Origin of the sequence: Mariniradius sediminis (genome assembly GCF_021491425.1) — a bacterium.
Classification (GTDB): Bacteria; Bacteroidota; Bacteroidia; order Cytophagales; family Cyclobacteriaceae; genus Mariniradius; species Mariniradius saccharolyticus.
In genome coordinates this window covers 180,196-202,739 of record NZ_JAKEVZ010000005.1, presented here as the reverse complement: position 1 = coordinate 202,739, position 22,544 = coordinate 180,196, and the positions used below count along the sequence as shown (strand labels likewise).

Genomic DNA, 22,544 nt, shown 5'->3' with positions numbered 1-22,544 from the left:
CCATGACCATGGAATCCAACAATCAACCCAGAAGGGATTTTATCAAGAAGACCACCCTCGCAACCATCGGCCTGAGTTCCTTGGGTGCATTGGGTTTTTCAGCCAAAAGCTACGGCAACATCATCGGTGCGAATGAACGGTTGAATGTGGCCATCGCAGGTCTTGGAAGACGTTTGGGCGCGTTTTATGACCCGATCAAGAGAAAAGAAAGCAATGTCATGCTGCACACCTTGTGCGACGTGATGCAGTCCCAAAGGGAAAAAGCGGCTGCCAGTTTTGCGAAGCATATCGACTACACACCCCAACTCGAAAACAGCCTTCTGAAGGTAATCGACAACAAGGAAGTCGACGTCCTCATCAACGCGACGCCGGACCATTGGCATGCCCCGGGGACATGGCTTGCGGTAGCCGCCGGCAAACATGTCTATGTCGAAAAACCTTGCAGCCACAATCCACGCGAAGGGGAGTTGTTGGTGGAGTTCAAAAACAAGTACAAAAAGGTGATCCAAATGGGCAACCAACAGCGCTCATCTTTTCATACCATCGAAATCATCAAGGAAATACATGCAGGGGCCATTGGAAAAGCATTCCGCGCGATCGCCTTCTATTCCAACGGCCGCGGACCGGTTCCGCTGCAGGTTGAACAAGCACCACCTGCCGGCTTGGATTGGGACCTTTTCCAAGGACCAGCACCAAGGCGTAAATACACCCATGACACCTGGGATTACAATTGGCACTGGTATGGTTGGGATTATGGCACCGCCGAAACCGGCAACAATGCCACCCACGAACTCGACGTGGCACGGTGGGCCTTGCAGGTAGAGTTTCCGAAACACGTGCACGTCGATGCGGGCAAGTACCACTTTGTCGACGACGGCTGGACCATGTACGATACCATGTTGGCCACCTTCCAGTTTGACGGAGACAAAACCATCCTTTGGGACGGCAAAAGCCGCAACAATTACCAAACCTACGGGTCGGATAGGGGTACCATCATCTATGGCACCGAAGGATCCGTCTTTGTGAACAGAGGCCTGTACAGGCATTTTGACCGGAATGGCAAACTCATCAAGGAAGCAAAGGCACGAGGCGAGGAGGGAAGCACCAACCTCGGCGGCGGTGGGGACAATACTACCGACCACGTGGTCAACTTCTTCGAAGCGATCCGCGGAAAGCAAAAGCAAAACTCTACCATCGAGGAAGGCGCCACCAGTACCCTGCTTTGCCACTTGGCCAATATCTCCTACCGCATCGGAGAAAGCTTTGCCTGCGATCCGAAAAACGGACATATCCAAAACAAAAAAGGCATGGCCCTCTGGTCCAGGGAATACGAGAAAGGCTGGGAACCGAAGTTGTAGGCAGGTCCCAGTCGCGGGGATCAGTGCGCAGAGGTCAGTTGGCAGTTGCGGGGATCAGTTCGCAGAGGTCAGTTGGCAGTTGCAGGGATCAGTTGGGAGAGGTCAGTTGGCAGTTGCAGGGATCAGTTCGCAGAGGTCAGTTGACAGTAGCAGGGTTCAGTTGGCAGAGGTCAGTTGGCAGTAGCAGGGTTTAGTTGGCAGCAACATAAGTCATACTTCTCACTTCATCCTTCGTACTTCCGACCTCGTATTTCTACACTCGTCCTTCTACCTTCGTCCTTCTACCCTCGTCCTTCTAACTTCGTACTTGGTACGTCATACTTCGTACACAAAAAATGAACTGGATTTCCCTACAACTCGTTACCTTTGGGTAATTGAAAAGCAATGTTTTATGAAAAAGTTATTTGGAGCGGTGCTCATCACCCTCATCAGCGCCCAAATTGCTTCCGCACAGGAAAAAATCAATTGGCTGACCTTCGAGGAGGCTGCGGCCAAAACAGCCGAAAACCCGAAGATGGTCTTTGTCGATGTCTATACCGATTGGTGTGGCTGGTGCAAGAAGATGGACAAGGATACCTTCTCCGACCCGAAAGTGATCGCCTATATCAACGAGAATTTTTATGCGGTCAAAATGAACGCGGAGAATACAAAGCGGTCCTTTGACTTCCGGGGCAAGCAATACACCGAAGCCACGATGGCCAAAGCGATGCGGGTGAATTCCTATCCCAACTTCATCATTATGGATCCGCTGATGGAAAACATCACGCAGTATCCCGGATACCGCGAACCGAACCCATTTTTGAACGGACTTTCCGGCATCGTCAATAAATTCAGCAAATAGCATGTCTTTTTCCCTGCATGAGCGAGAGGATACGATCGTAGCCTTGGCCACCCCGCAGGGAGTTGGTGCGATTGCGGTGATACGTCTTTCCGGAAGGGATGCCATCCGCCTCGTCAACCAAGTCTTTAAAGGCAAAAACCTCGAAAAAGCAGCATCCCATACCATTCATTTTGGGACCATCAGGGATGGGGAGAAAATTATCGACGAGGTCTTGGTTTCCATATTTGTGGCACCCAAGTCCTTTACCAAGGAAAATGTCGTGGAAATTTCCACCCACGGTTCCTCCTACATCGTCAACCAAGTCATCAAGTTGCTCATCCGCCAAGGTGCAAGGCCCGCCAAACCGGGTGAGTTCACCCAAAGGGCTTTTTTGCACGGGCAGTTTGATTTGGCCCAGGCAGAGGCGGTGGCGGATTTGATCCATTCGGATTCCGAGAGCTCGCACCAGGCAGCCATCAGTCAGATGCGGGGAGGTTTTTCCAACGAAATCCAACACCTACGCTCCGAGCTCATCCACTTTGCATCCATGATCGAATTGGAATTGGACTTCACGGAAGAGGACCTGGAATTTGCCAGCCGTCGGGATTTGCGGGTATTGGTGGAAAAGCTGCTGCGCGAAATCGAACTGTTGATCGCCAGTTTTGACCTTGGCAACGTGATCAAAAACGGGGTGCCGACCGTCATCGCCGGTAAGCCCAATGCCGGGAAATCCACCCTGCTCAATGCCCTCCTCAACGAGGAAAAAGCGATTGTATCCGATATTGCCGGCACCACGCGCGACTTTATCGAAGACGAAATCAACCTCGGAGGTGTGATTTTCAGGTTCATCGACACCGCAGGCCTTCGGGAGACGACAGATACCATCGAGGCCATTGGGGTCAGCCGTACACAGGAAAAAATGAAAACCGCCTCACTGATTCTCTACCTCTTTGACCTTAGCGATACGGACATGGTAGAGATCAACAGGGACATCAACAAGCTGGAGAATTTGGGCGTGCCTTTTCTGAAAGTGGCCAATAAGATAGATAAGGCGAATCCTCTCTTTATCAATGAATTAAATGAAAAATATCCTGACACCATTTTCATTTCGGCTGGTCAAAAAGAAAACCTCGATCTATTGAAAAACCGGATCCTCGAATTGGTCAACTTGGACAAATTCCGCACCGGAAATACCATCGTCACCAACATCCGCCATTACGATTCCTTGGTCAAGACCCGTCAATCCCTGCTCGACGTCCTCGCCGGTCTCGACCACGAGGTCACCAATGATTTCCTCGCGATGGACATCCGTAGGTCCTTGCATTATCTTGGCGAGATTACGGGCGAAATTACGACAGACGACCTCCTCGCCAATATTTTTTCGAAGTTTTGCATCGGGAAGTAGTCTGCCGAATCCCCTAATTCCTAAAGAAACACATGTCTCCATAATGGAGAAGAGGGCAGAAAAACGATGTCCCTTTTCGGATTCTAGCCTTTTTTCAATATATTTTAACTTTCCAACTTTAAAACACCTGAAAATATGACCGCATTGATCATCATCGCAGTTGTACTCGCCTTATTGTTTTTCGTGATCGGCATCTACAACCGACTCGTCAGGTTGAGAACGAATGTGTCCGAAGCCTGGAGCGGCATCGATGTGCAGCTCAAGAAAAGATACGACCTCATCCCCAACTTGATCGAAACTGTCAAGGGCTATGCCACCCACGAGCGGGAGACTTTGGAAAGCGTGACAAAAGCCCGGACCGCAGCCATCAATGCCAAAGGGCTTGAAAACCAGGTAGCTGCCGAAAACCAACTGAACCGTGCCATTTCGAGTCTTTTCGCAGTCGCGGAACAGTATCCCGAGATCAAATCCAACACGAATTTCCTCCAAATGCAGCAGGACCTATCTTCCATCGAAAACGATATCGAAAGGTCCCGAAGGTATTATAATGGCTCGGTAAGGGACCAAAACGTGCTCATCGACTCTTTCCCGAGCAACCTAGTTGCCAATGCCTTCGGTTTTGTCAAATCACCATTTTTTGAACTGGACGCCGCATCGGAAAGGGCGGTGCCGAAGGTCAGTTTCAAATGAGAATCGCAGTTTTCCTTTTGTTTTTTGCACTGTCAGTCAGCCTACAGGCACAGGAGGAACATATCCGGCTGTTCCATGCCGACCTGAAAGTCGACACTTCGGGCATGCTGACAGTGACTGAAACCATCGAGGTGTATGCCGCAGGGAACCAAATCAAACGGGGAATTGTCAGAAGCCTTCCACTGACAGGTACCGACTATAGAAACCGACAGGTCAAAAATGAATATGCATTGGTCAGGGTGGAAAGGGACGGAAGGCAGGAGCCCTTTCACACGGAAAAGAGCAATGGCGACCTGAATATCTACGTGGGAGACAGGGACATCACATTGAACCCGGGCTTTTATACCTACAGGATTACCTATACCGCCATGGGCCAACTCGGATTTTTTGATGATTTCGATGAAATCTATTGGAATGTGAATGGCTTTGGATGGAATTTTAGAGTGGAAAAGATCGGCGCGAGCGTCCAAATTCCGAAACCTGCGGTCTTTGATTCATTTGCTTGCTATACAGGCTATTCGGGTTCCACCGACAAAGACTGCAAATCCGAAATATCTCCCGATGGTAGCCTGTTGTTTGAAGCGGAAAACCTGGAACCCTACCAAAACCTGACGATCGCGGCGGGTTTTACCAAAGGGGTGGTAAGTAGGCCGCCTCCTCCAGGTTTTTGGGAAAAGAATGGATTTTTGATAGTTTCATCAGTAGCTGCTTTGCTGCTGATGGGTTACTATTTCCTCACATGGCTCAGATTCGGCGTAGATCCACCGCAGCCCACGGTCATACCCGAATTTGATCCACCCACAGGAATGTCACCCGCGTCCCTGGGCATGATACACCGGGGACATTTTTCGCAGGACTTGATTTCCACCGCGATTGTCCACTTGGCAGTAAACGGATATCTCAGCATCAACGAAAGGAGGGAGCCGGTTTTATTTGGTCTTTTTCATTCCACCTCCTTCATTTTGCTTCAATTGAAGGAACCGGATGAAGACCTTCCTGCGGAAGAGAGAATCCTCATGGATCGGCTTTTCCGATACGGTACCAAATTGATCATCAATGGCAAATACAGCGACCATATCAAATCCCTTTACGACAGCTTCCGGGCCAGTTTAGTCGAGCAGCACCAGCCATTTCTCAATCAAGGCAGCAATTGGCTGCTTTGGATTCCTCCCATCCTTGTATTTTTGGCTTATGGCCTGTATGCGGTTCTTTCAGATTTCAGTGAAATCACACAAACGGTTCCGGACATGAATGCCATAGAGCCTTCTGCTTTTCCCGTCGTGTTTTCAATACTTGCTTTCATTATCGTATGGGCATTTAGAAAACGAATGGGCAAGTGGTTTTTGATCGGTTTGGCTACGACTGGATTGGTCGCCCTTTTGACCTTGCTGTACTCGGCTACGAACATTTCGATCAACATGCTCGCTTTGGTCGGATTTATTCTCTTTGCACTCGTTTCCTTTCCGGCATATATCTATTTGATTCGGAAACCGAGCCGCGAGAAACTCGATCTAAGAGCCAAGATTGCCGGATTTGAAAAATACCTCAGTGCCGCAGAGGAAAGGCAGCTGCAGATGTTCAATCCACCCAAAATGACCCCCGAAATCTTTGAAAAATTGCTTCCCTTTGCGATGGCCTTGGGCGTGGACAGGATTTGGGGACAAAAGTTCCAGCAAATCATGGACAGTGCGGGAATGGTACCGACACGTCAGACATCTTGGTATACCAGCCAAAGGGCCTATTCATACCATCTCTTGGGCCACCACATCATCAAGGCTTTGGGTTCATCCATCCAACATTCAGCCGCAAAACCCAGTAGTGGCGGTTCAGGTTCCAGTGGCGGAGGCTTCTCGGGCGGCGGCCGTGGTGGAGGTGGTGGCGGAGGCTGGTAAAATGCCCCTGATCCAGCGGTCCTGAGCTTCCGAATACAGGACCATGTCAACCATCAACATCTCTTCATTTCCAATTCCAAAGCCTGCAGGGGTGTGCATTAATCATTGTTGATTCTCCATTCATAACCTATCCAAAATGCCTTGCCATACGCCTTGCTCCACGGGAACGCCCTCGGCTAGGTTTTTTGCGCGGATTTCGGGGATATTTTGTCCTGGGTAGCGAATAACGTTTCCCGTGAATGTTTCAGAGGAAAGGAAATCGTTAACAATATTGCCCAAGACCGAATCAATCGAATCGGCAAAGCCCAGCTTGCCGGGATCCAAACACAAAAACACCTGTGAAAGACCATACTCTGAACCTGTCTCTCCAATCTGGTGGACGGCATTTCCAACCGATAGCAGTGCCGCCAACATGTCCAAAACCAAGGAAAAACCGGCCCCTTTCCATAATCCGATCGGTAAGGCCAATTCATTCGAAATCACTTCCTTTGGTTCCTTCGTGAGCTTGCCGCGGCTGTCAAATCCCCCCTCATAGGGCATTTGGCGGCCGTCACGCAGGTATTGCTTCATTTTTCCGTAGGAAAATTGGGACATGGCCATATCCAACACGATATGCCCTTCCTTTCTAGGAATACCGACCACCAAGGGATTGTTGCCAAGCTTTGGTTCGCTACCACCCCAAGCCGGCATATTGGGCTTGGTATTGGTCCAACAAATGCCGATGACACCCAAATCAGCCGCCTGCCAACCGTAGTTGCCTGCCCGCATCCAATGGTTGGTTTGCCGCACGGCTACCAACCCAATCCCAAATTCCTTGGAAAGGGAAATGGCCCTATCCATACAAAATTGGGCATTAAGTGGGCCAGGTCCAAGATTGCCTGACCAGCGTTCAAAACTTCCGAATTGATCCGATAGGGTAGGTTTTGCCTTGGGATTGACAAGCCCATTTTTCACCATATCCAAAAACACCGTCACCCTTTCCAGTCCATGGGAGGGTACACCTTCGAGACTTGCCTTGGCAAAAAGTACCGCGCATGCTTCCGCATTGGGCGCATCAAATCCGTGTTCGAGAAACAGTTTTTTAAGGGTTTCGAGTACTTCGGGGTAGGGGATTCTGATTGTCATCCTGGCATGTGTTGTTGAAGAAAAAACTTAGCCCAAGGTCTCCACCACCAGCATTTTGGAATGGGCGGCGCGGTAGCGGATGTCTTTGGCTTTCGAATAAAGTTCAGACGACCACCACGCTTTCGCTTTTTCCACAGAGGGGAATTCAAGGATCACAAGTCGCTCGGGATTCCAATCGCCCTCTAGGGTTTCGGTTTTTGCGCCACGCACAACGAAACGCCCACCGAAGGGCTCCAATGAACCCGGTGTCAATTTTTTGTAGGATTCGTAGAGTTCGGGGTCATGTATACTGACTTCCACCAAAACAAATGCTGCCATGCTTTTTTTATGGGCAAATTACTCATTTTCCCCAAGTAGGGCACCGCTTACACAATTTTATTGGGGATAAAGCGGTCAAGTAGTATTTTAGTAACAAGATGAAAACATTAGATCGAAAGACAACCGGAACCACTGTGGACAGGCCCCTCAGAGTTGTCCAGTTTGGCACGGGGAATTTTTTACGGGGATTCGCGGATTGGATGGTAGACATCCTCAATGAAAAGGCTGACTTCAATGGCTCAATCCACCTCGTGCAAACCAAAGGGCAGCAGGTTCCTGAGTCTTTTGTGGGGCAAGATTACCTCTACCACGTATGGTTGAGGGGATTTGCCAAAGGGGAGACCATCGATCAGATGCGTCTTGTTTCCTGTGTTGCCGGCATCAACAATCCCGAGTTGGATTATTCGGGATTTTTGGACCTCGCAGCCCAACCGGAGCTCAAGTACGTCATTTCGAACGCGACCGAAGCCGGAGTGTATTTTGATCTAAAGGATGCCGATTTTGCCCAGTGCCCAAAGGCATTTCCCGGAAAACTCACTGCTTTGCTCTACGCCCGATTCCTGCATGTAGCAGGTGACGTGGCGAAAGGGCTAGTCATCCTCCCCTGTGAACTCATATCCAACAACGGCGACACGCTGCATGACATGGTGGTTTCGTATGCCTATCTCTGGCAACTTACCCCCAAGTTTCTTGCCTGGCTGGAGGCTTCCTGCATCTTTTGCAATACACTTGTTGATCGAATCGTCCCAGGGTATCCCAAAGAGGAGATCGTTGAACTTGAGTCAAAAACCGAGTTTCGGGACGATTGGGCGGTAGTAGCCGAGCCTTATCACTTTTGGGCAATCCAAGGCCCTGAGTTTCTGAAGGATGTTTTCCAAACCGAGAAAACGGGACTTGAAGTCCATATAGTCGACGATTTGACCGGTTTCCAGACAAGAAAAGTGCGGATTCTCAATGGGGCCCATACCGCGATGGTGCCGCATGCATATTTAGCAGGTCTACGAACAGTACGGGAAGCCGTGGAAGACCTCATTATGGGGAAAATTGTCCGGGAACTCGTATTCCATGAAATCATACCCAGCATGGACCTTCCGAAAGAGGAACTCCATGCGTATGCAGCGGCTGTATTCGATAGGTTTAGAAATCCCTTTATCCGCCATGAGCTGATTTCCATCGCCCTGAACTCGGTCTCCAAGTTTCGGGTACGGGTATTGCCGAGCATTTTATCCTATCACGAAAAAACAGGAAGCCTTCCTCCAAATCTAATGCGTTCCTTTGCTGCTTTGCTGTTCTTTTATTCCGGCAAAACCTCCCAAGAACCGATACCGCTGAAAGATACCGCTGAAGTGTTGCAGTTTTTCGCTCAAATCTGGCAGTCCGACAATTTGGAGATGATCGTGGAAAAAGCACTCAGACAGGTGGATTTCTGGGGCCAAGATCTTCGTGAAATCCCAGGATTGCAGGAAGCACTTGTGCAAGAACTGGAAGTGTTGCAAGGATGACGATTCGCTACGTCGTGGACTGTGCTGCTTTTCCGAAACCAGCACCGATTGACCGAAATCCTGCTTCCAATCCAGCTTCTTGAGAAGCGGGATAACCGACTGAAAACCGATAAATTCGTACTTCCGGTTTCATTCTTCGTACTTCGAATCTCTTTCTTTTATACTTGGTACGTCGTACTTGGTACTTTGTACATGGTACAATCAATCCCTACCTTTGTGAACCAATTCCTTTTCCCGCGGGTTTGGAAAAACATGTGAAACCTCATGGACCTTTACTCCATGAATAATTTCTGGAATATGAATAATCCCAAAAGGGTGGTCGTAGGACTATCCGGCGGTGTCGACTCCTCGGTCGCCGCCCATCTGCTCAAAGAACAAGGCTACGAAGTCATCGGCATGTTTATGAAAAACTGGCACGATGAAACTGTCACCATTTCCAATGAATGTCCTTGGATGGAAGACAGCACCGATGCCATGCTTGTGGCCGAGAAACTCGGCATTCCCTTTCAAGCGATTGACCTGAGCGAAGAATACCGCGAACGGATCGTTGATTACATGTTTGCCGAATACGAAGCGGGACGCACGCCCAATCCAGATATCCTTTGCAATCGGGAAATCAAATTCGACATTTTCCTTAAAGCTGCCCAGAAGCTCAAGGCGGACTACGTCGCGACCGGGCATTATTGCCAAAAGGATGAAATTTTGGTAGATGGCAAACCTGTGTATCGGCTGTTGGCTGGTGCCGACCCCAACAAAGACCAGAGTTATTTTCTTTGCCAACTCAGCCAGGAGCAATTGGCAAAGGCCCTTTTTCCCATCGGTCATCTCCAAAAATCCGAAGTAAGGCAAATCGCCAAGGAACAGGATCTCATCACCGCGGACAAAAAGGACAGCCAAGGGCTTTGTTTCATAGGAAAAGTCAGGTTGCCCGATTTCCTCCAGCAACAACTCAAGCCAAAGAAAGGAAGGATTATTCTCGTGCCGGAGACGCATCCGGCTTATCAGACCGTTCCCGCGATCGCTGACATGGATGGGGAGGATATGGACACTTTGGATCAAATCTGCTTGCCCTTGCATTACCGCCCTGAGGATGGCAAAGTCCTTGGCGAACACAGTGGTGCCCACTATTTCACAGTAGGCCAAAGGAAGGGCCTGCAAGTTGGTGGTACCGGGAAGCCGATGTTTGTCATTGCGACCGATACCCGTGAAAATGTGATTTATACAGGGCTAGGGGAGGACCATCCCGGCCTGAATCGATACGGTCTGTTTGTACCCAAAAAGGATATCCACTGGATTCGGGAAGATCTGAGGCTTGCCCTGGGTGAATCAGCGAGATATGAGGCGCGTATCCGTTACCGCCAGCCTTTGACCAGGGCTACCCTGATCATGCGTGAAAATGGTCTGTATGTCCTGTTCGATCAGGCACAAAAGGGAATAGCCTCGGGTCAGTTTGTCGCTTGGTACAAAGGTGAGGAGTGTATTGGGTCCGGTGTGATTTTTTAGCAATGGACTCCCTGTCGTTCAGATTTTTCAGGAAAACTTGAAAGGTTGTGGCGTAAAACACAGGATGAAGATCAAGATCGCCAGCCAGCCAATCAGCTTGCGACCGCGGTCAAGTTCCCGATAGCCACTGACTTCGGGATGCTCCAAGCCCATGACCCGCCCAAGCAGGAAAGCAAAAAACAGCCAGCCTGAGTAGCCTTCGACGGTAGGGGAAAAGTACACCGTGAGGTATTGTACCGCGGCAAGACTCAGCACAATGGTCCATTTGGTCTGATTGTCGAGACTTGCCCTGAGGTAGCAGATGTACAGGAAAACAACATAGAGCGGAATCGTGACAATCAGCCTATAGAAATCCTGATACGGATTGATCACACCCAGACCTGCATAGGCCACGAAGGCGGTGTAAAACACGAGCGATATCCGTTTGTGGTTTTTGGGAAAAAGCCCAAACACCACATGCCCTCCATCCAATTGCCCGATCGGCAACAGGTTCAAAGCCGTGAAAAACAGCGCCAAATAGCCCGCAAAGATGTAGGGGAAATGGATGATCTCAGACATATTGGGCATTTTGGCTGGGTCTGCAAGCAGCTTCTCCATGCCATAGAAAAGCAAGTTGTAGCCCATTTCCAGGTTGATATAGCCTTCCTCTGCCGTATGCCCCTTGAAGTTGGGATCGAGGTATTCGGGGTGGATTTGATAGATATAGTCCGCAGGCGGCAAGTGGGTGAAGCCGTACCAAAGTACCCCAACCGCCAATACAAAACCCGCCAAGGGACCCGCGACACCGATATCGAAGAATTTTTTCCTGCTGTTGACAAAGCTCCGCATTCGGATGATGGCCCCAAAAGTACCTATCGAGGGCGAACCCAGGAAGCCCAGCCAACCCGGTATGAAATAGGGCATTGTTGACTTTACTTGGTGCTTGATCGAGGTAAGCAAATGTCCCATTTCGTGTACCAATAGGATGCCCAAAAACGGGACCGAGAAATGGAGGGATTTGACAAAATACTCCCAATTCAGGAAATGCTCGCCGCTGCCGAGGATAGACCTTCCGAAAAGCCATTCCCCACCAGCAAATGTCGTCGTGACGAGGGTCAGGAGGAAAAGGGAGATGTGTCTGAAATACTCTTTTTTACTGTACATCGGAAAAAAACTCGATCAGCGCTTTGGGGTGATGGATGTGAAACGTCTTTAACCCAACTCTCTTGGCGCCTTCAAGGTTTGCCGGGAGGTCATCGAAAAACAAAACTTTGGATGCTGGAATGCCAATTTGTTCGATCACGGCCTTATAGATAGCTTCATCTGGTTTGGCCAAACCCATTTCGTGGCTGAGAAACACATGGTCACAAAACACATGCATGGAAGGTATCCCCGCTTTTTCCTGCAGGATTTCGTTCATCTTCAGGATATGGATTTCGTTGGTATTGCTCAGGACGCCCGTCCCAAATTCTTCCCGCAAGCGCGCGACCAAGTCCAGGCGCTCCTGCGGCAATTCGCGCAAAAGGCTGTTCCAGACATAGTCGATTTGGGCATCGGTCCAATTTTCCTGGTACAGTTCCCTTACGGCATCCCGGAATTGGCTCGAAGTGATCAGGCCTTTCTCGTAATCCTTGTGGAATTTGGAGGGGAAAAACTGTTGTACGAGGGGATGTTTTTCTGCCGGGAGCAGCTTCCTCAACTCGTTCATACTGAATTCATAATCGATATCGATGATCACATTGCCCAGATCAAAGATCAAAAAATCGACTCCGCTCAATTGATTCATGAATGCCCTTGGTTGTAAAATTAAAACCAAATATGTAACATTGCACTCCCATTTGCAAGGCTGTTTTGGATAAAAACGGGGCAAATTTCGGGCCTATAGCTCATTCGGTTAGAGCAACTGACTCATAATCAGTAGGTGCTTGGTTCGATTCCAAGTGGGCCCACGAGCCGCTCGAACATCGGGCGGTTTTTTTGTTTTATGCTTGTCCTATGTCAATGTCCCTTCAATATAATTTGCGGTTAAAGTGAAATGCACCCAAATCGGATCAGTAGGTGCTTGCCCGCGATGGCTATCGGGGCGATTCCAAGTGGGCCCACGAACCGCTCGATTTTCGAGCGGTTTTTTTTCAATCAATGGAATCTTCCTTTGTTTACATCCTTTATTCAAGAAGGCTTGATCGTTACTACACGGGCGTGACTACCCTTTCGGTGGTCGAGCGGATTGAAAACCACATCGAGAAGAAATATGGCAAACTTAATTTTACCCAGAAAGCTGATGATTGGGAACTTTACCATTCCATTAAATGTGAGGATTTTGCACAGGCTCGAAGGATCGAAATGCACATCAAGAAAATGAAATCCAAGATCTACTTACAAAACCTGAAATCATTTCCCGAGATGGTCGACAAACTACTTGCGAAGTACCGAAATAACTGATGCTCCATCGATGACTCAGGCAGATGGTGGCAGCCTGTGCTTGCCCGCGATGGCTATCAGGGCGATTCCAAGTGGGCCCACAAGCCGCTCGAACATCGGGCGGTTTTTTTGTTTTTGTATCGTCCATGCCAAAAACGTGGTCGGGATTCAGTCACCTTAGAAAAAATATCGATGCCAGGTGTCTGGAATTTTTGTCTATCAAATCAAACCACAGATGGCGCAGATCAACACAGATAAAGAAGGTGAGGTTGCCCAAAGATATCTGTGTCCATCTGTGTAATCTGTAGTAAAACAACTCAACCACAGATGGGGCAGATCAACACAGATAAAAAAGGTTAGGTTGTCCGAAGATATTTGTGCCTATCTGTGTAATCTGTGGTTGATAATTTAGCCACGAATAGCACAAATAGACACAAATTGCGATATGAGTAAAGAAGGCCAATTTTCTCCGAGACACATCTTTTATTCTGCTCAAGGCCTCAGCACCAACTTTCTCTTACTGCTTTTGATGGCGGATTCGTTCATGAGCATGGGTCGGTATTGCCCTGTTGCAAACATGACGGCTTGGTCTTGGTACCAGGGCGAGAAAAGGTTGCCGCTTTGTCCAGTAGGCAGCACGGATTCAGCGGCTTCCACGTCCGCAAAATCCATTACAATACGCATGGCAGGGCCGGAGTTAACCTTGTAGATACCTTCGGCATTCAGCACAAACGGCAATTTGTTGACCGACTCCTCGTTCGCCGTCACCGCAGGGGCTTTGACGTTAAAGATCTTGTCCAGGGGTTTTTTGGCGCCAAGGGGATGTGGATGTTCCAACACAACCACCTTCTGCCATTCCCAGGTATTTGGATCCGAACCGAGTTGGGTATTCAATTCCGCAAGGCTTTTTTTCAAGGCTTCCTCAATGATCTGTTTGGAACTTTCTGAAACATCGGTCTGTGTGTTGTCCCACCAAGGGGAATCTTGGCTCCGAATGAGTTTTGGCACGCTTCGGATGTACAAAAACGTCCTCACAAAATTCTTGAAATCCTCCTCACCCAATTCATCCACCATCATCCCGTACAAGGTATGGTACAGCCATTTGTAGTACAGGGTCGGCGCCGTGCTTTCCAATCCATGGCTTCCGTCCCAGTTTTCCAAGGTTTTGATCGCTGTTTCAAATCCTGCATAGACACTCGGATCGACCTGTTGGATCATGGCCTTGGCATTGATGGGATGGTTTTCGTTGAGGGCTTCGAGCTGCAGGGACTTGATGCTTTCCTGCGTCCAGTCATTTCTGGCGGTTACGGTCTTGGCGATACGGTTCCAGCGATCTCCGGGATAGTAGTAGCCAGGGAAAAACGTCCCATTGGATAACGTATCCGGTTGGTTGTTGGCTGAGGCGACGAAGCCGGACTCCGGATTGATGCTCATCGGGTTTTCTTCAAATGGGATCCATCCGAGTGGTTCGTCGGCAGGATTGCTGCCATCCATGAAAATCTTGCTGTTGACATGGGGTGGCCGAATGGGTAGTTTGGCGGTGGCCCACCAGGCAATGTTCCCCGCTTTGTCACCATACATGACATTGAGTCCGGGGGCGTGGATAAGCCTGACTGCATCTTCCAATTCTTGTATGCTTTGCGCCCGCGCCATTTTCCATGTGGCTTCGAGGGCGCGTGTAGGTTCGAGGACATACACCCACCAAGAAGCGACGGGATTGGTCGTCAGCCTTCCGATTTCGGGTATCACCTCGTTGACGATGGGCCCGTGGATGGATTCACGAATCTCAAATTCCACGGGATCCTTGCCTTTTACCGGGATCGTTTCTTTCCGAACAGTCAAGGGCTTGAATCCGTCTGCATAGACTGTTTGGGCAGGATTGTTGGGATCGAGTTTTTCCTCGAAGAAATCCTGATCGTCATTCTCAAACATCGTCAGTCCGATGCTGTGGTTTCTGGTATGCCCGACAAGTCCAAATGGCATTCCTGCGAGGTGATTGCCATAGTAGCTGAAACCCGGATATTCAATATGCGCTTCATACCAAACCGAGGGCTGCGCAAATCCGATATGCGTGTCGTTGCAAAAAAGAACCTGCCCACTTTTCGTCCTTTTTCCGGAAATCACCCAGGCATTGCTGCCTTCCAAAAGCGGCACGGGAAGCCTATCCAGCATCGAAACCAGTGTATTTCCATCAATTTGAATACGGTTCAAGGAATCCCGCAGCGGATAGTTGTTGGGAATCTGATGGTGCTCGGGAAGTGTGTGTACGGAAAGTGCGTCAAGGTATTTTGGTCCCAACTGGCGGGCCATTTTGGTCACCAATGGATCGGTGCGCATGGCCATCGCAAAGGTAAACGACATGTAACCCGTGATGGCATGAATGTCATTGATGGTAAAAGGCCTTGGTTTGTGGCCAAGCAAAGTGTATTCGATGGGTAGATTGCCGTTTTCGATAAAGTCATTGACGCCGTCGATATAGGCTTCGGTAGCGGATTTCCATTCGGAAGGGCCTGCCTTATCCCAAACCTCGGTGCTCCATGCGGCATGCTTCGGAATGCCGAGGGTGCGAAAAAACTTATCCACGTCCAACAGGTCTTCCCCGAGCATTTCGGCCAAGGTACCCGTGCCGACCCTGCGCATCATTTCCATCTGGAAAAGACGGTCTTGGGCATGGACATAGCCCATCGCGCGATAGGCATCTGCTGCATTGGCTGCATAGATGTGCGGCACGCCAAAATCATCGAAATATACCTCCGCTTCCGAGCTCAAGCCCGTAAGCGTCGTTTCTCCCTCATATTTGGGCTTTGATTTGAATCTGATAAACTGATATCCGGCGCCAATCAGGATCACCAAGGCAAGAAGCACATAAAGTACCTTTTTCATATTTGGGTTTTTTGTTCAAAGTTTGAATTTACTGTATATTTTCTATTGTGTATCAATCACGCTGGCTGCGTCTTTTTTGGAATCCTATGGACCTCGGATTCTCCCGGAAGTGACAGATCTCAATACCCGGTTTTCCTAATCTTCTAATCTTCTAATCTTTCAATTTTACAATTTTTCAATCTTCCAATCTTCCAATCTTCCCAACATCCTGACTTCCTAACCCACCCCTTCCTACAGCGAAACCCCTCTTTTCCAAGGGATAAAATCGTCCTGTCCCAAGGCCGTCGCTTTAGTAACCACCTCCCCGGAAGCCACGGCTATGATGAGTTCGAGGATTTCCTCGCCCATCTGCGCAATGTCTTTTTCACCCCGGATAATTGGACCTGTATCCAAGTCGATGATGTCGGGCATGCGTTTGGCGAGGACAGAGTTGGAGGAAATCTTGATCACCGGCGCTACGGGATTGCCGGTCGGTGTGCCCAATCCGGTCGTAAAGAGGATGATGTTTGCGCCCGAACCGGCCATCGCTGTTGTGCTTTCCACATCGTTGCCGGGGGTACAGAGGAGATTGAGCCCGGGCTTTTGGATGTATTCCCCATAGTCCAACACGTCCGCAACCGGGGAGGTGCCGCCTTTTTTTGCTGCACCGGCTGATTTCATCGCATCGGTAATCAGGCCGTCCTTGATATTCCCCGGCGAAGGATTCATGTCAAAACCGGAACCTACCGCTTCCGCCGCGGCGGCATAAACCTTCATCAAATGGCTGAACCTTTCCGAGACAGTATCGGAAACGCAGCGGTCAATCAGTTCTTGTTCGACGCCACACAGCTCGGGAAATTCCGAAAGGATCGTCTTTCCCCCAAGTGCGACCACGAGATCAGAGGCATGTCCGACAGCTGGATTGGCGGAAATGCCGGAAAAACCATCCGAACCGCCACATTCCAAACCCACGGTAAGCTTGTCAAGCGTAGCAGGTTGTCGTTTGTTTTCATTGGCTTTTACCAAGGCCAAAAATGTCTTCTTGATCGCCTCTGTCAGCAGTTGCCGTTCGGTGCCTTCTTTCTGCTGCTCGAGGATGATGATTTCCTTTTCCTTTGCAAGGGGGAGTTTGGCGAGTTTTTCCCGCAGAATGGAAGCCTGTGCATGCTGGCAACCAAGACTCAAGACCGTAGCACCCGCGACGTTGGGGTGGTGGATATATCCTGCGATCAATTGGCAAAGGGCTTCAGAATCCTGGCGCGTTCCCCCGCAACCGCCATCATGGGTCAGAAACTTGATACCATCGATGTTGGGAAAAATGCGTTCGCTCGCTTGAATGGTATCATCATCGCCCGAAAAAGTGCCGATTTCCTCAATTTTCCCTTTTCGCAGCGCCTCAGACATCTGCCGTACCATCGTTCTAAAGGGATTGGGTTTACCATAGCCGAGTTCCTTTTCGAACGCATCCCGGATCACATCCACGTTCCTGTTTTCACAGAAAACCAAGGGTACGACCAGCCAATAGTTGGCAGTGCCGACCTGCCCATCCGAGCGGTGGTAGCCCATAAATGTTTTGTTCAGAAACCTCGAGACCTCAGGAACGATCCAATTTGCCGCTTTGGTTTTTTGGCCAAAGTCCTCCGTCGCATGCCCCACGTTGTGGGTACCGATGATCCCGCCCTTTTTGATGGCAGATTTGGCTGTTCCAACGACCACGCCGTACATAAAAACCTTGTCACCCGGTTCGAGGTCCTCCAATGCAAATTTGTGTTTGGCAGGGACGTCCTGAATAATTCCGAACGTCTGTTCCTCGACTTGAATGGTTTCGCCTGCCTGCAAGTCCTGTAGGGCGACCTGCACGTTGTCTTTTGGATGGATTCTGATGGTTTTTTTCACCGGAGAGCGATTTTTTCTGCAATTTGGAAACGTTTGCATAAAGTAATTGTGAACGGTCGTAGAATTCAACAGGTAAGTCATTATTTTCAACAATAATTATTTTTCCACCCATGGGTAAAAAAATCGTCACGATAGGAGAGGTCATGATGCGGCTAAGTACCGTCGAAAAAGAGCGCTTTGTACAGGTCGATGCCATGAAGGTTGTTTATGGTGGATCGGAGGCCAATGTTTGTATTTCGCTAGCGCAACTGGGATTGGAAGCCTACCACGTCACGGCATTTCCTGTACATGATTTGGGGCAGGCGGCATCCAACTACCTGCGGCAAATGGGCGTGAAAACCGACTTTGTATTGGAAGGAGAGGGAAGATTGGGACTCTATTTTTTGGAAGATGGAGCGATGCAGCGTGCTCCGCGGATCATCTACGACCGCTTTGACAATGCCTTTTCAAAACTCGATCCCGCAAGATTGGATTGGGAAAAAATACTGGATGGGGCGGATTGGTTCCATTGGAGCGGGATTACCCCGGCACTTTCACAAAATGCTGCTGACATGACTTTGGAGGCCCTGAAAGTGGCGAAAAGCAAAGGCATCATGGTCTCAGGTGATATCAATTACCGACGCAACCTCTGGCAATATGGAAAGGGGCCATTGGATATCATGCCGGAACTGGTCAGGTATTCCCATGTCTTGGTGGCGGGTTTGACGGACTTCGAAAACTGCCTCGATATCCAAAGCGACGATTTTGAGGATGCCTGTAGGCAAGCCAAAAAGGATTTTCCCCAAATCAAATACATCACCAAGACCAATAGGGATTCGATCTCCGCTTCACACAATAAGCTAAAAGGATTTCTTTGGAACGGTACCGAGACACTGAAATCCAAGCGCTACGACATGCCCAACATCATCGACCGCATAGGTGGCGGCGATGCTTTTATGGCGGGATTGATTTATGGCCTGCTGCATTTTGACGACCAAAAAGCCATAGAATTTGCCACTGCCGCATCCGTGCTGAAGCACAGCATTCCTGGCGACGCCAATCTCGTGCATCTCGACGAGGTGATGGAAGTCATGAAGGGGAAAGATATTGGAAAACTCAAGCGCTAAAATCCCAAGTCCATGGCCCCCACGCACCAAGAAATATTGAATCGAATGCATGCCGCCGGTATCATTCCGGTCTTCAACCATCCCGATTTGGATATTGCCAAAGCGGTGGTAGACCATAGCTACGAAGCCGGAGTGCGTGTGTTTGAATTTACGAACCGGGAAAAGAATGCATTTGAGGTGTTCAAAGCCTTGAGGATCCATGCCGAAAAATACCCCGATCTGTTGTTGGGAATTGGGACCATCTTTACCCGGGATGATGCGCAGCGCTTTCTGTATGCGGGGACTGACTTTGTCGTATCTCCCGCCATGCTGCCTGAAGTAGGTGCTTTTTGCCGGATGAAGCAGGTCTTTTGGGTGCCGGGCTGCGCTACCTTGACGGAGGTTTACAACGGGAAAACACTGGGCGCCAAATTGGTCAAAACGTTCCCAGGAAATCTGCTGGGCCCTGCCTTTATCAAGGCTGTCCATTCGGTAATCCCTGACATCAAGTTGATGCCTACCGGCGGGGTGGAACCAACTGAGGCAAACCTGAAAGACTGGTTTTCCGCTGGCGTGCACTGTGTAGGTATGGGCTCCCAATTGATCGACAGGAAGGAAATCGAGCGTGGGGATTTTGGTGGTTTGAAGCACCGAATTGCCCTGTCACTCGATATCATCAAAAGCTTGAGGAAATGAATTTTAAATTATATAATATCAATGAGTTATATTTTTCAAGAGCGTTTATCGCCGACAAGAAAATGACCGTGATAGCTGCAAGTGAAAGCAATGCCGAAGACAAACGCGTCTCAAGTCCTGTGTCTTGTGTCTTGAATCTTGTGTCTTCCATCTCGCGTCTTGCATCTTCATTTCCCCGTGTCGTCATTCTTTGCGCCCTTTTGCTCTGTTCACTTCCCGCCTGCAAAGGACCTGCCGGCGTGCGGATCATCAAGCTTGGGCATGGCCTTGGCGTAACCCACCCGGTACATGAGGCCATGGAGTTTATGGCCCAAAGATTGGAGGAAAAATCCGGGGGTAAGATGATCCTAAAGATTTATCCCAACCAGCAACTCGGAACGGAAAGGGAACTGGTGGAGCTATTGCAGATCGGTAGCTTGGGAATGACAAAGGTTTCCTCCGCGACACTGGAAAGCTTTTCACCCACGATTCAGGTATTGTCGATGCCCTATCTGTTCCGCGATGACCTACACCGCGACAAAGTGCTCAAAGGGGAGATTGGTAAAAAGCTTTTGCTCGAAAGCGAAAAATACTGGCTTCGGGGATTGTGCTACTACGATGCCGGTAAGCGGAGTTTTTATACAAAAAGCAAACCTATCAATGCACCGGAAGATTTGGCAGGCTTGAAGATCAGGGTCATGGAGAGCAATACCGCGATGAACATGGTCAAGAGCTTTGGCGGATCGCCCACCCCCGTGGCCTACGGGGAATTGTACACCGCGCTGCAGCAGGGAATCGTGGACGGGGCGGAAAACAATCCCCCGAGCTTGTACACGTCCCGGCATTACGAAGTCTGTAAGTTTTATGCCGTCAATGAACACACCGCCGTGCCGGATGTGGTGATCGTCAGCACCAAGGTTTGGAACAACCTCGACGAACAGGAACAGGCTTGGCTACAGGAAGCCGCAGACGAGTCAGCGGTGTACCAATACAAGCTTTGGGAAGCCTCGGTCGAAGAGTCGTTTCGGGAGTTGAAAAAGGCCGGCGTCACGATCACCTATCCCGAATCGGATGGGTTCCGAAAGGCGGTAGAGGTCATGTACCAAAACCTGCAATCCACGCAGCCTGCGCTGTTTGAAGTAGTGCAAAAGATCAGAAGTACCGAATGAAATTCAAGAAATATTGTCGCTAAGCAAATAGCCCAAAATGCAAAACCTCAAAAACGTCCTCGACAAACTTGTCTCTTGGCTGCTGATCGTGCTGATGGGAGCGATGGTTGTCAACGTTTCCTGGCAGGTGATTTCCCGGTACATTTTCCAGAATCCGAGTTCGTTTACGGATGAGCTAGCGCGCTACATGTTGGTTTGGCTGGGGACTTTGGGAGCTGCCTGCGTCGCGGGCAAAAACGAACACATCGCCATCGATGTCTTGCCCAATAAGCTGGAAGGTCAGGCAAGGGCGAAACTGATGATTTTTGTTCATGCGCTGATCTTGCTGTTTGCCCTGATTGCCATGGTCATGGGCGGTTCCAACTTGGTGTACATTACCTATATTCTTGAGCAAAAATCCGCCACGCTGCAGATTCCTTTGGCCTATATCTACGGTATTATTCCGGTCAGCGGACTCATTGTCATGTTTTACCAAATTCCCTTGATTCTTGATCAAAGGAAAAACTTCACAAACTGATGGAATGTATCGGAATTCTCATTTTGCTTTTTTCATGTCTGACGCTTTTGGCCATGGGCGTTCCCGTGGCTTGGAGTTTGGGAATTTCCAGCTTTCTGACGCTACTCGTCACGGTTCCGATGATGCCTTCTGCAACTACCATCGCCCAAAGAATGGCGACCAGTCAGGACAGCTTCGCACTTTTGGCCATTCCGTTTTTTGTGTTGGCTGGAGAAATAATGAATCGGGGTGGTATTGCCAACCGCCTGATTGATTTGGCAAAAGCCATGACAGGTCGGCTTCCCGGCGGGTTGCTGTACGTGAATATCATCGCAGCCATGCTATTTGGGGCGATTGCGGGTTCGGCGGCGGCGGCGGTATCTGCCATTGGTGGGATTCTTGGCAAGCGCATGGACGCGGAAGGTTATCCAAAACCACTTGGCGTCGCAGTCAACATCACCTCTTCAACGACCGGTTTGATTATCCCTCCATCCAATATTTTGATCGTTTACTCGCTGGCATCGGGAGGGGTTTCGATTGCTGCCTTGTTTTTGGCAGGGTATCTTCCTGGGATTTTCCTTGGCTTGGTTCTGATGGTGACGGCGGCGATTTTCATCAAAAAGGAAAAACTGCCAAATGGGGAAGCAACGTCTTTTTCTGAGTTTACATCGAAATTTTGGAGGGCTTTCCCTTCCCTGATGCTCTTGGTGATTGTGATTGGTGGTATTGTGGGGGGAGTCTTTACGGCCACTGAGGCATCTGCGATAGCGGTGCTGTACACGCTTTTCCTATCGCTGCTTTACCGGGAGCTAGCTTGGAAAGACCTTCCAGCCATCCTGCTCAAGTCCTCCGAAACAACTGCGGTTGTAATGTTGCTCGTTGCCACCTCAATGAGTATGTCATGGGTCATGTCCGCGGAAGACATCCCGCAGTCCATTTCGGAGTATCTGCTTTCCGTGAGCAACAATGTCGTCGTGATCCTGATCATCATCAATTTGATATTGTTGCTCGTCGGCACCTTTATGGACATGACCCCTGCAGTCTTGATCTTCACGCCGATTTTTTTGCCCGTAGTGATGGACTTGGGTGTGGATCCCGTTCATTTTGGCATCATCATGATCTTGAACCTGTGCATCGGCTTGTGTACGCCGCCGGTAGGTTCAGTATTGTTTCTCGGAGTGCAAGTGGCCCAAACGAGCATTGCGAAAGTATTCAAAGCCATGGTTCCCTTTTTCATCGCCATGGTGATCGGCTTGATAGTCGTCAGTCTTTGGCCTGCACTTTCGTTATGGCTTCCAAATTTGTTTGGCTTTTGACCAGAAAATCAAAGTTTCCTTATTCCCAAGAT

General features: G+C 49.5%; 19 protein-coding genes and 1 tRNA gene. 14 read left to right on the top strand and 6 right to left on the bottom strand.

From position 1 onward, the window contains the following. Nucleotides 1-2 precede the first annotated feature (2 nt). From L0U89_RS08315 to L0U89_RS08295, 5 genes are all read left to right on the top strand, one after another. Nucleotides 3-1,358 (top strand): Gfo/Idh/MocA family protein, encoded by a 1,356-nt coding sequence (locus tag L0U89_RS08315; protein WP_234861108.1) that lies wholly within the window; start codon nucleotides 3-5, stop codon nucleotides 1,356-1,358. Between the two features lie 391 nt (nucleotides 1,359-1,749). Next, nucleotides 1,750-2,199 (top strand): thioredoxin family protein, encoded by a 450-nt coding sequence (locus L0U89_RS08310; protein ID WP_008625946.1) that lies wholly within the window; start codon nucleotides 1,750-1,752, stop codon nucleotides 2,197-2,199. A gap of 1 nt (nucleotide 2,200) precedes the next feature. Further along, a complete protein-coding gene (gene mnmE, locus L0U89_RS08305; RefSeq protein ID WP_234861107.1) occupies nucleotides 2,201-3,583 on the top strand; it encodes a tRNA uridine-5-carboxymethylaminomethyl(34) synthesis GTPase MnmE in 1,383 nt (460 codons plus the stop codon). A gap of 135 nt (nucleotides 3,584-3,718) precedes the next feature. Then, nucleotides 3,719-4,273, top strand: a complete 555-nt coding sequence (locus L0U89_RS08300) for a LemA family protein (RefSeq protein ID WP_234861106.1) — start codon at nucleotides 3,719-3,721, stop codon at nucleotides 4,271-4,273. Then, on the top strand, nucleotides 4,270-6,165 hold the full coding sequence (locus L0U89_RS08295) for a DUF2207 domain-containing protein (RefSeq protein ID WP_234861105.1): 1,896 nt from the start codon (nucleotides 4,270-4,272) through the stop codon (nucleotides 6,163-6,165). Before L0U89_RS08300 ends, L0U89_RS08295 begins: the two co-directional genes overlap by 4 nt. A 120-nt stretch (nucleotides 6,166-6,285) precedes the next feature. Here the strand turns inward: L0U89_RS08295 and yiaK are convergent, their stop codons facing one another. Together yiaK and L0U89_RS08285 are read right to left on the bottom strand one after the other, a co-directional pair. Further along, complete coding sequence (gene yiaK / locus L0U89_RS08290; protein WP_234861104.1) at nucleotides 6,286-7,290, bottom strand: 3-dehydro-L-gulonate 2-dehydrogenase; 1,005 nt, start codon at nucleotides 7,288-7,290, stop codon at nucleotides 6,286-6,288. A 27-nt stretch (nucleotides 7,291-7,317) separates the two neighbouring features. Further along, nucleotides 7,318-7,608, bottom strand: a complete 291-nt coding sequence (locus tag L0U89_RS08285; protein ID WP_234861103.1) for a DUF1330 domain-containing protein — start codon at nucleotides 7,606-7,608, stop codon at nucleotides 7,318-7,320. A 98-nt stretch (nucleotides 7,609-7,706) separates the two neighbouring features. Between L0U89_RS08285 and L0U89_RS08280 the strand changes: the two genes are divergently transcribed. Both L0U89_RS08280 and mnmA read left to right on the top strand, forming a co-directional pair. Beyond that, nucleotides 7,707-9,110, top strand: coding sequence for a tagaturonate reductase (locus L0U89_RS08280; RefSeq protein WP_234861102.1), 1,404 nt, complete (start codon nucleotides 7,707-7,709; stop codon nucleotides 9,108-9,110). A 297-nt stretch (nucleotides 9,111-9,407) separates the two neighbouring features. Continuing rightward, nucleotides 9,408-10,613 (top strand): tRNA 2-thiouridine(34) synthase MnmA, encoded by a 1,206-nt coding sequence (mnmA, locus tag L0U89_RS08275; protein WP_234861101.1) that lies wholly within the window; start codon nucleotides 9,408-9,410, stop codon nucleotides 10,611-10,613. 27 nt (nucleotides 10,614-10,640) lie between these two features. On the opposite strand, the gene L0U89_RS08270 is transcribed toward mnmA, so the two are convergent. After that, nucleotides 10,641-11,756: a site-2 protease family protein gene (locus L0U89_RS08270; protein ID WP_234861100.1), complete on the bottom strand. Its 1,116-nt coding sequence runs from the start codon at nucleotides 11,754-11,756 to the stop codon at nucleotides 10,641-10,643. Further along, nucleotides 11,746-12,378, bottom strand: coding sequence for an HAD family hydrolase (locus L0U89_RS08265; protein ID WP_234861099.1), 633 nt, complete (start codon nucleotides 12,376-12,378; stop codon nucleotides 11,746-11,748). Before L0U89_RS08265 ends, L0U89_RS08270 begins: the two co-directional genes overlap by 11 nt. A gap of 89 nt (nucleotides 12,379-12,467) precedes the next feature. Here L0U89_RS08265 and L0U89_RS08260 point away from each other — a divergent pair. Both L0U89_RS08260 and L0U89_RS08255 read left to right on the top strand, forming a co-directional pair. Further along, nucleotides 12,468-12,541, top strand: a tRNA-Ile gene (locus tag L0U89_RS08260). Between the two features lie 190 nt (nucleotides 12,542-12,731). Continuing rightward, complete coding sequence (locus L0U89_RS08255; RefSeq protein WP_234861098.1) at nucleotides 12,732-13,034, top strand: GIY-YIG nuclease family protein; 303 nt, start codon at nucleotides 12,732-12,734, stop codon at nucleotides 13,032-13,034. A gap of 471 nt (nucleotides 13,035-13,505) precedes the next feature. Here L0U89_RS08255 and L0U89_RS08250 read toward each other — a convergent pair whose 3' ends face one another. Beyond that, nucleotides 13,506-15,896 carry a penicillin acylase family protein gene (locus L0U89_RS08250; RefSeq protein ID WP_234861097.1) on the bottom strand — a complete coding sequence of 797 codons (2,391 nt, stop codon included), beginning with the start codon at nucleotides 15,894-15,896 and terminating at the stop codon, nucleotides 13,506-13,508. Between the two features lie 231 nt (nucleotides 15,897-16,127). After that, entirely contained in the window at nucleotides 16,128-17,810 is a 1,683-nt protein-coding gene (locus L0U89_RS08245; RefSeq protein ID WP_234861096.1) for a UxaA family hydrolase, read from the bottom strand. A gap of 71 nt (nucleotides 17,811-17,881) precedes the next feature. Here L0U89_RS08245 and L0U89_RS08240 point away from each other — a divergent pair, with 71 nt between their 5' ends. The 5 genes from L0U89_RS08240 to L0U89_RS08220 are packed head-to-tail and all read left to right on the top strand — an operon-like array spanning nucleotide 17,882 to nucleotide 22,512. After that, on the top strand, nucleotides 17,882-18,877 hold the full coding sequence (locus tag L0U89_RS08240) for a sugar kinase (protein WP_234861095.1): 996 nt from the start codon (nucleotides 17,882-17,884) through the stop codon (nucleotides 18,875-18,877). Between the two features lie 12 nt (nucleotides 18,878-18,889). Continuing rightward, complete coding sequence (locus L0U89_RS08235) at nucleotides 18,890-19,552, top strand: beta/alpha barrel domain-containing protein (protein ID WP_234861094.1); 663 nt, start codon at nucleotides 18,890-18,892, stop codon at nucleotides 19,550-19,552. Beyond that, the gene (locus tag L0U89_RS08230; protein ID WP_234861093.1) at nucleotides 19,549-20,700 is read left to right on the top strand and encodes a TRAP transporter substrate-binding protein; all 1,152 of its coding nucleotides are present in this window, start codon (nucleotides 19,549-19,551) and stop codon (nucleotides 20,698-20,700) included. The genes L0U89_RS08235 and L0U89_RS08230 overlap by 4 nt, the downstream gene beginning before the upstream one ends. 37 nt (nucleotides 20,701-20,737) lie before the next feature. Further along, nucleotides 20,738-21,217, top strand: a complete 480-nt coding sequence (locus L0U89_RS08225) for a TRAP transporter small permease (RefSeq protein ID WP_234861092.1) — start codon at nucleotides 20,738-20,740, stop codon at nucleotides 21,215-21,217. After that, the gene (locus tag L0U89_RS08220; RefSeq protein ID WP_234861091.1) at nucleotides 21,217-22,512 is read left to right on the top strand and encodes a TRAP transporter large permease; all 1,296 of its coding nucleotides are present in this window, start codon (nucleotides 21,217-21,219) and stop codon (nucleotides 22,510-22,512) included. The genes L0U89_RS08225 and L0U89_RS08220 overlap by 1 nt, the downstream gene beginning before the upstream one ends. The last annotated feature ends 32 nt before the right edge of the window (nucleotides 22,513-22,544 follow it).